The sequence below is a fragment of the Salinarimonas sp. genome (genome assembly GCF_040111675.1).
Taxonomy (GTDB): domain Bacteria; phylum Pseudomonadota; class Alphaproteobacteria; order Rhizobiales; family Beijerinckiaceae; genus Salinarimonas.
In genome coordinates this window covers 2795030-2810691 of sequence record NZ_CP157794.1, presented here as the reverse complement: position 1 = coordinate 2810691, position 15662 = coordinate 2795030, and the positions used below count along the sequence as shown (strand labels likewise).

The following is a 15662-nucleotide window of genomic DNA, read 5'->3' as shown; positions in this document are numbered from 1 at the left end:
CCCGTGACCGAGCCCGCCAAGCGCGCCACCGAAACCCGGCGCAGCTGCCTCGCCCTCGTCCTCGCCGCGGGTGAGGGCACCCGCATGCGCTCCGGCACGCCGAAGGTGCTCCACCATGTCGCCGGCCGCGCGATGCTCGCGCACGCGCTCGCCGCGGTGCGGGCCGCCGGCGCCGACCGGATCGCGGTCGTGGTCGGTCCCGGCCGCGAGGACGTCGCAGCCGCTGCACGCGCCGAGAGTCCCGATGCGGCGATCTTCGTGCAGAGCGAGCGCCTCGGCACGGCGCACGCCGTCCTCGCCGCGCGCGCGGCCCTGGAGGAGGCGGCCGACGACGTCGTCGTCGCCTATGCCGACACGCCGCTCGTCGAGCCGCAGACGCTCGCGCGCCTGCGCGCGCCGCTGGCCGACGGCGCCGCCGTCACCGTGCTCGGGTTCGAGGCGGCGGATCCCGCCGGATACGGCCGCATCCTGCGCGAGGGCGACGCCGTCCTCGCGATCCGCGAGGACAAGGACGCGAGCGAGGCCGAACGGGCGACGACCCTGTGCAATGCCGGCCTCATGGCGCTCTCCGGGGCGCAGGCGCTCTCGCTTCTCGACGCCATCGGCAACGCCAACGCCAAGGGCGAGTACTACCTCACCGACGCCGTCGAGATCGCCCGCGCGCGCGGCCTCGCCGTCGCCTGCGCGACGGCGCCCGAGGACGAGGTGCAGGGCGTCAACGACCGCGTCCAGCTCGCCCTGGTCGAGCGCACGCTCCAGCGGCGGCTGCGCGAGGCGGCCATGCGCGCGGGCGTCACCATGATCGATCCCGACAGCGTCTTCCTCGCCCACGACACCGTGCTCGGCCGGGACGTGACGATCGAGCCGAACGTGGTGTTCGGGCCTGGCGTGATGGTGGAGGATCGCGCGACGATCCACGCCTTCTCGCATCTGGAGGGCGCGCGCGTCGCGTCCGGCGCGACGGTCGGGCCGTTCGCGCGCCTGCGTCCCGGCGCCGACATCGGCGAGAAGGCGAAGGTCGGCAATTTCGTCGAGGTGAAGAAGGCGAAGGTCGGCCGCGGCGCGAAGCTGCCGCATCTGTCCTATGTCGGGGACGCCGAGATCGGCGCGAAGGCCAATCTCGGCGCGGGCACGATCACCTGCAATTACGACGGCTTCGACAAGCACCTGACACGGGTGGGCGAGGGCGCCTTCGTCGGCTCGAACGCCTCGCTCGTCGCGCCGGTCTCGGTGGGGGCGGGCGCCTATGTGGGATCGGGCTCCGTCGTGACGCAGGACGTGCCCGAGAACGCGCTCGCCGTGGGCCGCGCGCGCCAGGTAGTGAAGCCGGGCTGGGCCGAGAGCTTCCGGCGCTGGAAGACCGACGCGACCTGACCGGGGCGGCCGAATCGGCGTCGCCGCGTTTCATAAACGGACAAGAAAGTTGATTGGCTCAGGCTCGCGGGCGTGGGCTACCTCGAAAGCCGCGGTCCTGCGGCCCGCGCGGTTCTGGTCTGGAGATTCGGTCATGTGCGGCATCGTGGGAATTCTGGGGCGTGCGCCCGTCGCCGGCCAGCTGGTCGACGCCCTCAAGCGCCTCGAGTACCGCGGCTACGATTCCGCGGGCGTCGCGACGCTGGAGGAGGGGCGCCTCGCGCGGCGGCGCGCCGAGGGCAAGCTCCGGAACCTCGAGGCCAGGCTCGGCCGCGAGCCGCTGGAGGGGCGCTGCGGCATCGGCCACACCCGCTGGGCGACGCACGGGCGGCCCACGGAGGCCAACGCCCATCCGCACGCGACCGCACGGCTCGCGCTCGTCCACAACGGCATCATCGAGAATTACCGGGAGCTGCGCGCCGCGCTCGAGAACGACGGGGCGCGCTTCACGTCGGACACGGACACCGAGGTCGTGGCCCAGGCCGTCAGCGCCGAGATCGAGGCCGGGCTCGATCCGCGCGCGGCGGTGCTCGCCGTGCTGCCGCGCCTGCGCGGGGCCTTCTCCCTCGCCTTCCTGTTCGACGGCGAGGAGGACCTGATGATCGGCGCCCGGCGCGGCTCGCCGCTCGCGGTGGGGCACGGCGAGGGCGAGATGTTCCTCGGCTCCGACGCGCTGGCGCTCGCGCCCTTCACCGACGAGATCACCTATCTCGAGGAAGGGGACGTCGTCGTCCTCACCCGCGCCGGCGCGACGTTCCTCGACGAGCGCGGCGCCCCGGTCTCGCGGGCGCGCCAGCGCATCGCGGCCGGCGTCTACGCGGCGGACAAGGGCAACCACCGCCATTTCATGATCAAGGAGATCCACGAGCAGCCGGAAGTCGTCGCGCGCACCATCGCGCCCTACGTCGACGCCGCCGCCGGGGCGATCGCGCTGCCGGACGGCGCGGACGTCGACTGGGCGGCGCAGGAGCGCCTGACCATCGTCGCCTGCGGGACGGCCTACTATGCCGGCCTCGTCGCCAAGTACTGGTTCGAGCGCTTCGCGCGGCTGCCGGTCGAGATCGACGTCGCCTCCGAGTTCCGCTACCGCGAGCCGCCGCTGCCGAAGACCGGGCTGATGCTGGTGGTCTCGCAGTCGGGCGAGACCGCGGACACGCTCGCCTGCCTGCGCTACGCCAAGGCGCAGGACCAGACGATCCTCGCCGTGGTCAACGTGCCGACCTCGACCATGGCGCGCGAGTCGGACGTGCTGGCGCCGACCTATGCCGGCCCGGAGATCGGCGTCGCCTCCACCAAGGCCTTCACCTGCCAGCTCGCGACGCTCTACGCGCTCGCGCTCCAGGCCGGCCGCGCCCGCGGCGTGCTCGACGAGCCCGCGCTCGCGGCCCATGTCGACGCCCTCGTCGGCGCGCCGACGGCGATCCATGCGGCCCTTTCGCTCGAGGACGAGATCGAGGGGCTCGCCCGCGAGCTCGCCAAGGCGCGCGACGTGCTCTACCTCGGCCGCGGCCAGTCCTACCCGATCGCGCTCGAGGGCGCGCTGAAGCTCAAGGAAATCTCCTACATCCACGCCGAGGGCTACGCGGCGGGCGAGCTCAAGCACGGGCCGATCGCGCTCATCGACGAGACGACCCCCGTCGTCGTCGTCGCGCCCCACGACCACCTGTTCGAGAAGACGATCTCCAACATGCAGGAGGTCGCCGCCCGCGGCGGGCGGATCGTGCTGATCACCGATGGCGAGGGCGCGAAGCACGAGCACGTGGAGACGCTCGCGACCCTCGTCATGCCCACCGTCGACCCGATGATCGCGCCCCTCGTCGCGGCGGTGCCGGTGCAGCTGATCGCCTACCACACGGCCGTGTTCATGGGGAAGGACGTGGACCAGCCCCGCAACCTGGCGAAGTCCGTCACGGTGGAGTGATCAGGGCGCGCGCGGCGCGTCCGGTCTCGTGAGGATGTAGGCGGCGCAGGCGAGCATGATCGCCGCCACCGGCGCGATCGCGACGACGGGTGCGCCGCCGATCGTCATGACCGCGAACGAGGCGGCCATCCCGAGGCAGGCCGCCAGCTTGGCGTGGCGCGGGATCGCGCCCGTGCGCCGCCAGGTGACGACCGGCGGGCCGAGATGCCGGTGGTTCACGAGCCAGCTCTCGAAGCGCGGCGAGGAACGTGCGAAGCAGGCGGCGGCGAGGATCAGGAAGACGACGCCGGGCATCACGGGCAGGACGAGCCCCAGCGCCCCGAACCCGAGGAAGACGAAGCCCAGCGCGAAGAGCGACCAGCGCGCCCAGCCGGGAAGCGCGAGGCTCTCCATCGCCCGCTCCTCCGCGGCGCCCATCGGCGGCGGCGCGGGTGCGCACAGGGCGTCCGCAGGGCTCTCGCGGTCGCGCGATCCGGCCTCGATCACGATGGCTCCGTCCTCGGGTTGGCGCGCGATCCGGGGGCTCTCGCGGCGTCGCATCGACCTCACGGAGATAGGGCGGATGCGCGCTCGCGCAAGACGACTGCCGGCAACTCAGAGCGGCGGGCGTGGCGGCGGCAGCGGATGCTCGGCGAGCGTGCCCTGGCGGTCGGGGCCGGTCTCCGCCTCGAGCGCGGCCTGGGCCTGCGCCTGCGCCATCGTGCGGCAATCGACCAGCCAAATGTCGTAGACCGGGTGCTCGATGGCGTTCAGCCCCGGCGAGTTGGCGTAGATCCAGCCGGTAAAGGTGCGCGACAGCGCCCCGTCGAGGGAGAGCTCGTCCACCTCGATGAAGCTCGTCGTGTTCGGGCTCTCGGTGGGCGGGCGGGTGTAGCAGACCCGCGCCGTGAGCTGCAGCGAGCCGAATTGCACGGTCTCGTCGATGGCCGCCTCGAAGCTGATGATCCGCCCCGTGATCTTGTCGAGGCCGGAGAACACCGCGATGGGGTTCTCGATCTTCTGCGCGGCCGCGGGCGACGCCGCGAGGGCGGCGGCGAGGAGGCCGGCGAGGGCGGCGAGGGGGCGGACGTGACGCATGCGTGGGGCTCGAACGGGACGGAGCGCCGGGCGGCGCGCCTCTTCCTCGCCGCGCAGTGCGACGGAAAAGAGGCGCGGCCGGCTCAGTCGCCCGGCGTCCAGGCGACGTAGTCGCCGGTCGCGGCCGGGCGCTGGCCCTCGGAGAGGGTCGAGCCGCGCGGGCGGTAGGCGCCGGCGGTGCCGGTGAGGTTCTCCTCGTGCGGCTTCTGCCAGGCGCGGGGCGTGTAGTCCTCCTGCGAGGGCGGCGTCGGATAGGTGTGGCAGAGCCACATGCGCCATTCCAACGGCGTGCGCGAGGCGTCGGCGAGGCCGTTGTAGATCACGTAGCGGCGCTCGTAGCCGTAGCCGTCGACCTTGCCGCGCTTGTCGCGATAGTAGGTGTTGCCGAGCTCGTCCCGGCCGACGAGCTCGCCGTGGCGGCGGATGGTCAGCCGCGTGCCGAGCGTGTTGCCGTTCCACCAGGTGAAGAGCTCGGTGAGGAATTGCTTGAAGGTCATGCGCGTCGTCCCTTGTGCCCGCCCTTATGGCGATTGCGCCGCGGCCTGTCCAGAGGCCGCGCCCGCCGCCCGCGCCGGGCGCGGCCCCATCCGGACGAACCCGCATCCGCTCCCTGGCGACGTGCGGGCCTGCTAGTCTCCCGAGGTCGCCCAGATGAGGCCGAGGGATTTCGCATGTCCGCCGCCGTCCGCGCCGCCCTGTCCCGATCGCTTCTCCTGCTGGCGGCCGTCGTGCTCGCCGCCCTCGCGGCGCAGGCGCCCGCGCTCGCGCAGGAGCGCACCTACGAGGACCCCTCCCTCGAGGCGATGACCCGGCAGGTCGAGGCGCAGCTCGCGCAGGAGACGCCGGCGCCGGACAAGTCGAGCCGGGAGCTGCTGCAGGAAGGGCGTCGGCTTCTCGCCGCGAACGAACCGCGCGAGGCGCTCCGGCGCTTCGCGCTGGCGATCCGCGCCAACCCGGACAGCTATACGCTCTGGTCCTCCTACGCCCGCGCGGCGATCGCCATCCCCTACGAGAACTGGAGCGAGCGCTGGCGCATGCACGAGCGCGCCTCGGTGGCCGCCTACATCGCCTACGGCCACGCCGAGAACGCGACCGAGGGGGCGGACGCGCTCGCCGCGCTCGGCGAGACCTTCGCGGCCCGGGAGATGTGGCGCCCGGCGCTCGACGCCTACGAGGCGAGCCTCGCGACGCGCGGCGAGCCGACGGTGCAGGCTGTCTACGAGGGGCTCCGAGAGCGCTGGGGCTTTCGCATTCTCGACTACCGGGTCGAGAGCGATTCGTCCGTGCCGCGCGTCTGCTTCGTCTTCTCCGAGCCGATCCGGCCGCGGGTGGACCTCACGCCTTACCTAGCGGTCGCGGGCGCCAGCGGCTTCGCCGTGACGGCCGAGGGCAGCGAGGTCTGCGTCGACGGTCTCTCGCACGGCGAGCGCTACGCCATCGTACTGCGCTCAGGCATCCCCTCGACCGTCGACGAGACGCTGCAGCGGCCGGGCGACTACGAGGTCTATATCCGCGACCGTGCGCCCCAGGCCCGCTTCACCGGGCGCAACTACGTTCTCCCGCGGCTCGGCCAGGAGGGGATCCCGGTCGTCTCCACCAACACCGAGGAAGTCGCCGTCGCGATCTACCGCATCGGCGACCGCAACCTGCTGCCCACCGTGCGCTCCGACGAATTCCTGGCGCAGCTCTCGAGCTGGACCGAGGACCGGATCGCGGCCGAGCGCGGGCGCCCGATCTGGGAGGGCGTCCTCGACGTCGCCATGGAGCGCAACGTCGACGTCGTGACCGCCTTCCCGGTCTCCGAGGCCGTCGGCGCGTTGGAGCCCGGGATCTACGTCATGACGGCGCGGGCCGACCCGACCGTCGACGCCGACGCGGATTGGGGGCCGCGGGCGACGCAATGGTTCGTCGTCTCGGACATCGGCCTCACCGCCTTCTCGGCGACCGACGGCGTGCACGTGCTGGTGCGCTCCCTCGCCACGGCCGAGCCGGTTCCCGGCGCCGAGGTGCGGCTGGTGGCGCGCAACAACGAGGTTCTCGCCACCCTCGCCACCGACGCGGCCGGCTACGCCCGCTTCGATCCCGGCCTCTCCCGAGGCGAGGAGGGGCTCGCGCCGGGGCTGGTGACCGCGGAGGTCGGCGGCGATTACGGCTTCCTGGATCTCGGCCAGGCGCCCTTCGACCTCACCGATCGCGGCGTCGAGGGACGGCCGGTCGCCGGCGCGCTGGAGGCGATGGTGTTCCCCGAGCGCGGGGTCTACCGCTCGGGCGAGACGGTGCACCTCACGGCGCTCCTGCGCGACGCGGGGGCGGACGCGGCGGAAAACCTGCCGCTCACCCTCGTGATCCGCCGGCCCGACGGCGTCGAGCACGCCCGCGTCACGACGCGGGACGAGGGCGCCGGCGGGCGCGTGCACGATCTGGAGCTCCTCGCCGACGCCATGACCGGCACCTGGCGGGTGAGCGCGCATGTCGACCCGACGGGCCCAGCCGTCGGCGAGGCCGTGTTCCTGGTCGAGGACTACGTTCCCGAGCGCATCGCGCTCGATCTCACGCCCCGCACCCCCGCCATCGCGCCGGGCGCGCCGGCCGAGATCGATCTTTCCGCCCGCTACCTGTTCGGCGCGCCCGGCGCGGGCCTCGTCGTCTCGGGCGAGGTCTCGGTCGCGGCGGCGCAGGAGAGCGCCGTGCCCGGGCTCGAGGGCTACGTCGTCGGCCTCTCGGACGAGCCGGTGGAGGGCGCCTTCGCCGCGCTGCCGGAGGAGAGCCGTACGGACGCTTCCGGCGTGGCCGCGCTGAGCGTGCCGGTTCCCGCCATCGCCGCCCCGCGCCCGCTCGCGGCGCAGGTGACCCTGCGCGTCGCCGAGGAGGGCGGGCGCGCGGTCTCCCGCACGCTCACCCTGCCGATCCTGCCGGACGCGCCGGTCATCGGCGTGAAGCCGCTCGACACGGATCTCGGCGAGGGCGACGTCGCCGGCTTCGACGTCGTCGCCGCGCGGCCCGACGGCACGCGGCTCGGCGGGGAGGCGCGCTGGAGCCTCTACAAGGTCGAGCGGCGCTACCAATGGTACCAGACGAACGGCCAATGGGGCTTCGAGCCGGTGACCACGACCGAGCGGCTCGCCAGCGGCGAGGTGACGCTCTCGCCCGACGCGGCGGTGCGGATCGAGGCGCCGGTCTCCTGGGGCGCGCATCGCCTCGAGGTCGTCGCCGAGGATCCGTCGGTCCTGCCCACCAGCGTCTCCTTCGACGTCGGCTGGTCCGGCGACGCCACGGCGCGCGCGCCCGACCTCCTGCCGCTCACCCTCGACAGGCAGGCCTACGCCGCGGGCGACACGCTCGTCGCGACGATCGACGCGCGCTTCGAGGGCGAGGCGACGCTCGCCGTGATCTCCGACCGGGTGCACGCGCTGGAGACCATCCCCGTCACGGGGGAGGGGACCCGGGCGGAGCTCGTCGTTTCCGAGGACTGGGGCGCGGGCGCCTATCTCGTCGCCATCGCCCATCGGCCTCTCGACCGCGAGGCGCGGCGCCAGCCGGGCAGGGCGCTCGGCCTCTCCTGGTTCTCCATCGACGCCGCGGCGCGCGATCTCGCGATGGCGCTCGACCCGCCGGCCGAGATCCGCCCGCGCGGGACGCTCACCGTGCCGGTGCGGCTCGCGAATCTCGCGCCGGGCGAGGAGGCGCACGTCGTCCTCGCCGCGGTGGACGTCGGCATCCTGGCGCTGACCCGGTACGAGGCGCCCGACGCGACGGGCTACTTCCTCGGCCAGAAGCAGCTCGGCGCGGAGGTGCGCGATCTCTACGGCTACCTCATCGACGGCATGCAGGGCACCCGCGGCGCGATCCGCTCGGGCGGCGACAGCGCGCCCGCCGGCCTCGCGGCGCCGCCGCCGGACCAGCCGCCGCTGGCGCTGCATTCGGGCATCGTCACCGTCGGCCCCGACGGAACGGCGAGCGTGGACTTCGCCATCCCCGCCTTCAACGGCACGGTGCGCGTGATGGGCGTCGCCTGGTCGGCGTCGAAGGTCGGCGACGCCTCCGTCGACGTCTTGGTGCGCGACCCCGTCGTCGTCGCCGCGAGCGCGCCGCGCTTCCTCAATGTCGGCGACGAGAGCCGCCTGCATCTGCGGCTCGAGAACGTCTCCGGCCCCGCCGGGGAGTATACCGTGGAGACCCTGCCGCTGGGCCTCGTCGACATCCCCGTCGGCCGGCGCGTGACGCGCCTCACCCTCGCCGAGGGCGCGCGGGCCGAGGCGAACGTGCCGCTCGCGGCCCTGGCGCCCGGGAATGCGGGCGTCTCGATCCGGCTCGAGGGGCCGGACGGGCTCGCGCTCGCGCAGGACGTCGCCTTCCCGGTCCAGCCGGGCACGCCCGCCGTGGTGCGCCGCGACATCCGCCCGCTCGCGCCGGGCGCCTCGCTCCGGGTCACGGAGGATCTCCTCGCCGACATCCAGCCGGGCACCGGCCTCGTCTCGCTGGCGGTGACGCCCATCGGCCGGCTCGATCCGGCGGGCATGATCCAGGCGCTGGCGCGCTACCCCTACGGCTGCACGGAGCAGCTGATCTCGCAGGCGCTGCCGCTGCTCTACGCCGAGGCGCTGGTCGGGCCGGAGGCGCTGGAGCTGCCGGCGGATCGCGAGGAGACGATCCGCTCCGTGATCGCGCGCGTGCTGGCGCGGCAGACGGCGTCCGGCTCCTTCGGCCTGTGGTCGGCGCGCACCTACACCGACGACATCTGGCTCTCGACCTACGCGACCGACTTCCTCACCCGCGCCCGCGAGCTCGGCTTCGAGGCGCCGCAGAGCGCGCTCGATCGCGCGCTCGAGCGGCTTCGCAACCACGTCGCCAACACGACGGAGGTCTCGGGCGGGGAGGGTGCCGCGCTCGCCTACGCCGCCTACGTGCTCGCCCGCAACGGCCGCCCGGTCATGGGCGACCTGCGCTACCTCGCCGACGCGCGGCTCGACGCGTTCGAGACACCGCTCGCCCGCGCCCAGATCGGCGCCGGCCTGGCGCTTCTGGGCGACCGCGAGCGGGCGGAGAGCGCCTTCACCGCGGCGGTGCGCCGGCTGGGCGAGGAGGAGACCCGTACCCGCCTCTGGCGGTCCGATTACGGCTCGCGCCTGCGCGACGCGGCGGGCGTGCTCGCCCTCGTCGGCGAGGCGGACGTCGGCCGCGGCGCGTTGAAGCGCCTGGCCGTCGCCATCGACGAGGAGAGCGCGGCCCACCCGCGTCAGTCGACGCAGGAGATGGCCTGGCTCGCCATGGCCGCGCGCAGCGTCGCCGAGGAGGCCGCCGACATCCGGCTCGACGTCGCGGGCGCCGCCTGGCGCGGCGCCTATTACGACGGCTTCGCGGCCGAGGATCTGGCCGGGGGCGGCGTCTCCATCCGCAACGAGGGACCCGCAGGCGTCGAGGCGGCGATCACCGTCACCGGCAACCCGATCGGCCGCGACCCGCCGGAGGAGAACGGCTTCGAGGTGGTGAGCACCTATTACGATCTCGACGGAAACGAGGTCGATCCCGCCGAGGTGCGTCAGAACCAGCGCCTCGTCGCGGTGCTGCGGGTGACGAACACCGACGGCGTCGCCGGGCGCGTGCTGGTCGTCGACCGGCTGCCCGCGGGCTTCGAGATCGACAATCCGGCGCTGGTCGATTCGGAAACGGTCTCGGCGCTGCCTTGGCTCTCCCGCGAGGCGGAGCCGGACCGGGTGGAATATCGCGACGACCGTTTCGTCGCGGCCTTCGACTCGTTCGGCGAGCCGTTCTCGACCCTCACCCTCGCCTATGTCGTGCGCGCGACGACGCCGGGGATCTACCTGCACCCGCCGGCGAGCGCGGAGGACATGTACCGGCCCGAGCGCTTCGGCCGCACCGGCTTCGGCGCGGTGACCGTGCTGCCGGCGCGCTGAGGGGAGGGGAGCATTGAGCGCGCGGCGCCCACGTCTGCGGCTCGCGGCGGCGATCGCGGGCGCGCTCGTCGCCGTCGCCCTCGTCGCCGCGGCGGCGGGGGCGCTCGCCTATCAGCGCGTCACGGCCTCCCTCGGGCCGCTCGACCTCGCGCCGGCCGCCGCGCGCTCCGTCGTCGTGCTCGACCGCGACGGCGACCTGCTGCGCCCCTACGCCACCGCCGACGGCCGCTGGCGGCTGCCGGTGGCGGTCGACGACGTCGACCCGACCTTCCTCTCCATGCTGACGGCCTACGAGGACGCGCGCTTCGAGACGCATTCCGGCGTCGACTGGCGGGCGCTCGCCCGCGCCGCCTGGCAGCTCGCGGCGAACGGCCGAATCGTGTCCGGCGCATCGACGCTGACCATGCAGGTCGCGCGCCTCGTCGAGCCGCGCGCCGAGCGCAGCCTCGCGGCGAAGCTGCGCCAGATCGTGCGGGCGCGGCAGTTGGAGCGCACGCACACCAAGGAGGAGATCCTCGCCCTCTATCTCGCGCTCGCGCCCTATGGCGGGAACCTGGAGGGCGTGCGGGCGGCGAGCCTCGCCTATTTCGGCCGCGAGCCGAAGCGGCTCTCCCACGCCGAGGCGGCGCTTCTGGTGGCTTTGCCGCAGAGCCCCGAGACCCGGAGGCCGGACCGCCATCCCGAGAGCGCCCGCGCGGCCCGCGCCCGCGTCCTCGACCGCGCGCTCGAGCGCGGCGTGATCACCGCCCGCGAGCGGGAGGCGGCGGAGCGCGAGGCGGTGCCCATCGCGCGGCGGCTCTTCCCCATGCACGCCGCCCACGCCGCCGACGCGGCCCGCGCCGAGCGGCCGGAGGCGCAGGCGCACCGCCTCGCCATCGACGGCGGCCTGCAGGCGGGGCTGGAGCGCCTCGTTTCCGGGCGCGTCGCCCGCCTCGGGCCCCAGCTCTCCGCCGCGATCCTCGTGATCGACAACCGCACGGGCGAGGTGCTCGCCCATGTCGGCTCGGCCGGGTATCTCGCGAACGCACGCCGCGGGGCGATCGACATGACCCGCGCCGTGCGCTCCCCCGGCTCTGCGTTGAAGCCTTTCATCTACGCCCTCGCCTTCGAGACCGGGCTCGCCCATCCCGAGACGATCCTGGAGGACCGCCCCGTCCGCTACGGGATCTACGCGCCGGAGAATTTCGACCTCGGCTACCAGGGCGCGGTCACCGCCCGGCGGGCGCTGCAGGAATCGCTCAACGTGCCCGCCGTGGCGCTGCTCTCCGGCGTCGGCCCGGCGCGCTTCGTCGCGCGCCTGCGCCAGGCGGGGGCGACGGTCGTCGTGCCGCGGGAGACCGCGCCGGGGCTGGCGGTGGGGCTCGGCGGGCTCGGGATCACGCTCACGGACGTCGCGCGCCTCTACGCCGGCCTGGCGCGCGGCGGGGCCGCGCCCGATCTCGTCACCCGCGTGGGCGAGACGCCCGAGGCGGACGAGCCCCGCCCGATGCCCGTCGCCGACCCGGTCGCCGCCTGGTACGTCTTCGACGTCCTGCGGGGCGCGCCCGCGCCGGAGGGCGCGCGCGGCGGGCGCATCGCCTACAAGACCGGCACGTCCTACGGCTTTCGCGACGCCTGGGCGATCGGCTGGGACCGGGCGCACACGATCGCGGTGTGGGTCGGGCGCGCCGACGGCGGCGCGGCGCCCGGGCTGACGGGTCGCAACGCCGCCGCGCCCCTCCTGTTCGACGCCTTCGCGCGGCTCGACACGGATCCCGAGCCGCTGCCCGTGCCGGCGCATGCGCTGGTCACGACGACGGCGGGCCTGCCGCCGCCCTTGCGCCATATCCGCCAGGACCGCCCGAAGACCATCGCCGCGACCGCCACGGCGCGCCTCGCCGTCGCCTTCCCGCCCGACGGCGCGCGGGTCGATCTCGGCCTCGTCGACGAAGCCGGCGCGCGCGAGAGCCGCCTCGCGCTCAAGGCCCAGGGCGGCGCGCTGCCGCTCACCTGGCTCGTCAACGGCGCGCCCGTCGGCGAGGCGAGCCTGCGCCGCGAGAGCGCCTGGCGCCCCGACGGCGCCGGCTTCGCCCGCATCACGGTGATCGACGCGCAGGGCGAGACGGACAGCGTGAGCGTGCGGCTGGAGTAGGAGCGCGACGTCCACCCTTTGCCGTGGCGGGAACTCGGTGAGGGCGGGCACCGACCCTTCTCCTTCCCTGTAGGGGAAGGTGGCTCCGCGAAGCGGAGACGGATGGGGCGCGCGGCACGCGCGTTCGGCGAAGCCGAAATCGACGGGGGAGCCGGACGCCGCCGGGCGCTTCCGCTTCGCGGAACGCGCCTTCGGCGCGCCCCATCCGTCACGCCGCTTCGCGGCGCGACACCTTCCCCTACAGGGAAGGACAAGCTCCACGTCGATCTGAACGGGCACCGTGCATTGCCCCCTTCCTAAGGCGACGGTAATTCGCCGGCGCCGAGTGTCAGGTCGCGAGGCACCTCGCTCTATTCGCGATCGGAACTCGCGCGTTCCGGAGCCTCGTCCCCCTCCGCCGCCTGCGCCCCGATCCCCACCCCGATCCGCCCCCAGCCCGGCAGCTTGATCGCCGGGCGGCGCAGGTCGAGGCCGGCGACGAGGCCCATCAGGTTGAGCTCGACGCCCTCGATCCAGCCGATGGTCACCCCCGCGAGGCCGGACCAGGACAGGCGCAGGCCCGTCCCGCCGGCGGCGAGGGCGGCGCGCCAGCCCTCGGGAGACCAGTCCTTGCCGAGCGCGGTGGGCGGCAGGGCGACGGCGAGGGCGGGGGCGGTGCGGGCGGCCTCCTCCAGGACGAAGGCGACGAAGGTGTTCGAGTTGGGGCCTGGCCAGGCGCGGTAGTCGCCGTATCCGGTCCAGGGATAGGCCGCGACGGCGGCGCGCAGGGCGGGGATCGCGGCCTCGGCCGCGGGGCCGTCGAGGGCGAGGACGAGCTCGGGTGGGTTCGAGTACCAGCGCCCGTCCGGCGCCCAGCCGTTGACACGGATCGGCGAGCCCCAGCCGACCTTGTCGTAGCGGGTATAGGCGGTCGCGCCCGCCTCCTTCACCACGATCCAGGAATGGTGGGCCACCGCCCCGCGCCAGCGGCCCGTGCGCGCGGCGTAGACCCGCACCAGCGCCTGCGGCGCGGCGCGCGCGTCCTGCGGGAGGAGGCCGGCGCTCGACCAGTCCGCCGTGCTCCAGCGCGCCGGGATGTCGTCGCGCGACATCCACCAGAGCGCGTGCGTGCCGAGCGGCAGGGCGAAGGCCGCGAGGAACACGACGAGGGCGAGGGCCGTGGCGCGCAGGGCGGTTCTCATGACGAGGAGTGTAGCGCACGCGGCGGCGAAGGGGAGGGACGCCTCACCAGCTGCGCCGCTCTCCGTCGTCGATGTGGATCAGGCCCGAGCGGTAGAGCTTGAGGCCGCCCACCGCCGGGTGATCGCGCAGGAAGGCGAGGACCTGGCGGCCGCGGGCGGCGACGCGGAAGTCGATCGCCCGGCAGGAGAGATGCATCGAGCGCGGGGCGCCGCCGGCGCGGCGATTGCGCGAGGCGCTGCGGTGGGTCGACATGATGCGCACCGCGCCGAAGCGCTCGGCCACCTGGGCGACCACCTGCGTGAGGTCCCCCGGCAGGCAGCGGGTCGGCGCGCTCTCGCGCACCCAGATCGCGCCCGCATCGACCTTGGCCGCGAAGCCCCCGAGCGTGCGAGGCAGCGCGCCGGTCGTGTCGACGTCGATCTCGCGGCGGGCCTGCGCCGCGGCGGCGTCCTCATCGAGATCCTCCTCCAGCCGTTCGGCGGGCTTGAGCGTGGCGTAGACGTTGGCGAGGCCGCCGTCTCCGGCGGGCAGGGGCGGCGGGGTCGCCGAGGCGACCGCCTCGGTCTCGTCATAGCGCTCGGCATCGGACCGGGCCTGCTGGTCCGCGCCTTCGGCGTCGCCGCTCTCGGGCGTCTCGGTCGAGACCTCCGGCGGCTTGATCGTGGCGTAGACGTGCGAGAGGCCCTCCGCGCGAGACGGGTCCGCGAGCGCCATCGGGAGAGCGGTGAGGAGGAGTGCGGCCAGGAGGTGTGCGGCCGGGCGGGTGGTCGCGCGCGCGAGGGGCGCGCGGACGTGGAACGCGATACGCATGTCGAAACGGCGTCCTTCGAAACGGGGCGCCCCCGGAAATCCTTGCGGCCTGCGGCGGCCGTCTTCGCGTTTGCGCGCACGCGGCGCGGATCGCTGTGGCCCCGTTCGCCGTTGACGGAGCGTGCGGGTTTCACCAGCCGATGGAGGCAATTCGATGGCGCGGGGCGTTTGGATCGTCGCCTGGATACTCGTCGCGGTCTGGTCGCTCGCGGCCCTCGTGGGCTACGGCGTGATCGACCTGTTCGGAACCTTCGCCGTCGAGCGCGCCGATCTCGCGGCGCGCGACCCCGACCAGGTCGCCTGGATCGCCTGGTTCTTCGAGACCCTGCGCGACCTCGGGCTGCTCGCGGTGGGCGCCCTGTGGCTGCTCGTCTCGGCGGCGATCCTCGGGGTCGCGGCGCTGGTGGCCAAGGCGAAGCGCGACCGCTCCCGCTTCACCGATGGGACGAGATGAACTGCCGGAAGCGGTCCGATTTCGGCGCGCCGAACACCTCGGAGGGCGGGCCCTCCTCCTCGACCACCCCCTGGTGCAGGAACACCACCCGGTTCGAGACGTCCTTGGCGAAGCCCATCTCGTGGGTGACGACGAGCATGGTGCGGCCCTCCTCGGCGAGCGCGCGCATGACGCGAAGCACCTCGCCGACGAGCTCGGGGTCGAGCGCGGAGGTCGGCTCGTCGAACAGCATCACGCGGGGGCGCATGGCGAGCGCGCGGGCGATGGCCGCGCGCTGCTGCTGGCCGCCGGAGAGGTGGGAGGGATAGTGCTTCGCCTTGTCGGCGATGCCGACCTTCTCGAGCAGCGCCATGCCCTCGTCGAGCGCCTCCTGCCTGGGGCGCTTCTGCACGTGGATCGGCGCCTCGACCACGTTCTCGAGGATGGTCATATGGGACCAGAGGTTGAAGCTCTGGAACACCATGGCGACCTCGGAGCGGATGCGGTCGACCTGGCGGGCGTCCGCCGGCTGCATGCCGCGGCGCGTCTTCTTCAGCCCGATCGTCTCGCCGCCGATGGTGATCTCGCCGCTGTCGGGCACTTCCAGCATGTTGATGCAGCGCAGCATGGTCGACTTGCCGGACCCGGAGGCGCCGAGGATCGAGATCACGTCGCCCTCGCGCGCGGCGAGGGAGACGCCCTTCAGGACCTCGAGCGCGCCGAAGCTCTTGCGCAGGTCGCGGACGGTTACGGCGACGTCTGTCATCTCGCGCTCGCTCA

Annotated in this window: 11 protein-coding genes; 5 read left to right on the top strand and 6 right to left on the bottom strand. The window is 74.0% G+C overall.

Annotated elements, in window-relative coordinates; genetic code table 11:
- Window positions 1-3: 3 nt before the first annotated feature.
- Window positions 4-1374 carry a bifunctional UDP-N-acetylglucosamine diphosphorylase/glucosamine-1-phosphate N-acetyltransferase GlmU gene (gene glmU, locus ABL310_RS13030; protein ID WP_349367442.1) on the top strand — a complete coding sequence of 457 codons (1371 nt, stop codon included), beginning with the start codon at window positions 4-6 and terminating at the stop codon, window positions 1372-1374.
- Window positions 1375-1507: 133 nt separating this feature from the next.
- Window positions 1508-3334, top strand: a complete 1827-nt coding sequence (glmS, locus tag ABL310_RS13025; RefSeq protein WP_349367441.1) for a glutamine--fructose-6-phosphate transaminase (isomerizing) — start codon at window positions 1508-1510, stop codon at window positions 3332-3334.
- On the opposite strand, the gene ABL310_RS13020 is transcribed toward glmS, so the two are convergent.
- From ABL310_RS13020 to ABL310_RS13010, 3 genes are all read right to left on the bottom strand, one after another.
- Window positions 3335-3820 carry a YbaN family protein gene (locus tag ABL310_RS13020; protein WP_349367440.1) on the bottom strand — a complete coding sequence of 162 codons (486 nt, stop codon included), beginning with the start codon at window positions 3818-3820 and terminating at the stop codon, window positions 3335-3337.
- A 108-nt stretch (window positions 3821-3928) separates the two neighbouring features.
- Window positions 3929-4411, bottom strand: coding sequence for a DUF2155 domain-containing protein (locus ABL310_RS13015; protein ID WP_374730328.1), 483 nt, complete (start codon window positions 4409-4411; stop codon window positions 3929-3931).
- An 83-nt stretch (window positions 4412-4494) separates the two neighbouring features.
- Window positions 4495-4908 (bottom strand): NADH:ubiquinone oxidoreductase subunit NDUFA12, encoded by a 414-nt coding sequence (locus ABL310_RS13010; protein ID WP_349367439.1) that lies wholly within the window; start codon window positions 4906-4908, stop codon window positions 4495-4497.
- Between the two features lie 174 nt (window positions 4909-5082).
- Here ABL310_RS13010 and ABL310_RS13005 point away from each other — a divergent pair, with 174 nt between their 5' ends.
- Together ABL310_RS13005 and pbpC are read left to right on the top strand one after the other, a co-directional pair.
- Window positions 5083-10326: an alpha-2-macroglobulin gene (locus ABL310_RS13005; protein ID WP_349367438.1), complete on the top strand. Its 5244-nt coding sequence runs from the start codon at window positions 5083-5085 to the stop codon at window positions 10324-10326.
- A gap of 13 nt (window positions 10327-10339) precedes the next feature.
- Window positions 10340-12457, top strand: a complete 2118-nt coding sequence (pbpC, locus tag ABL310_RS13000; RefSeq protein WP_349367437.1) for a penicillin-binding protein 1C — start codon at window positions 10340-10342, stop codon at window positions 12455-12457.
- Window positions 12458-12807: 350 nt separating this feature from the next.
- Here pbpC and ABL310_RS12995 read toward each other — a convergent pair whose 3' ends face one another.
- The gene (locus ABL310_RS12995; RefSeq protein WP_349367436.1) at window positions 12808-13638 is read right to left on the bottom strand and encodes a DUF3750 domain-containing protein; all 831 of its coding nucleotides are present in this window, start codon (window positions 13636-13638) and stop codon (window positions 12808-12810) included.
- A gap of 43 nt (window positions 13639-13681) precedes the next feature.
- Entirely contained in the window at window positions 13682-14449 is a 768-nt protein-coding gene (locus ABL310_RS12990) for a D-Ala-D-Ala carboxypeptidase family metallohydrolase (RefSeq protein ID WP_349367435.1), read from the bottom strand.
- Between the two features lie 154 nt (window positions 14450-14603).
- Here ABL310_RS12990 and ABL310_RS12985 point away from each other — a divergent pair, with 154 nt between their 5' ends.
- Complete coding sequence (locus ABL310_RS12985) at window positions 14604-14903, top strand: hypothetical protein (protein WP_349367434.1); 300 nt, start codon at window positions 14604-14606, stop codon at window positions 14901-14903.
- Here ABL310_RS12985 and ABL310_RS12980 read toward each other — a convergent pair.
- On the bottom strand, window positions 14884-15648 hold the full coding sequence (locus tag ABL310_RS12980; RefSeq protein WP_349367433.1) for an ATP-binding cassette domain-containing protein: 765 nt from the start codon (window positions 15646-15648) through the stop codon (window positions 14884-14886). The two genes, ABL310_RS12985 and ABL310_RS12980, sit on opposite strands and share 20 nt — an antisense overlap.
- Window positions 15649-15662: the final 14 nt, after the last annotated feature.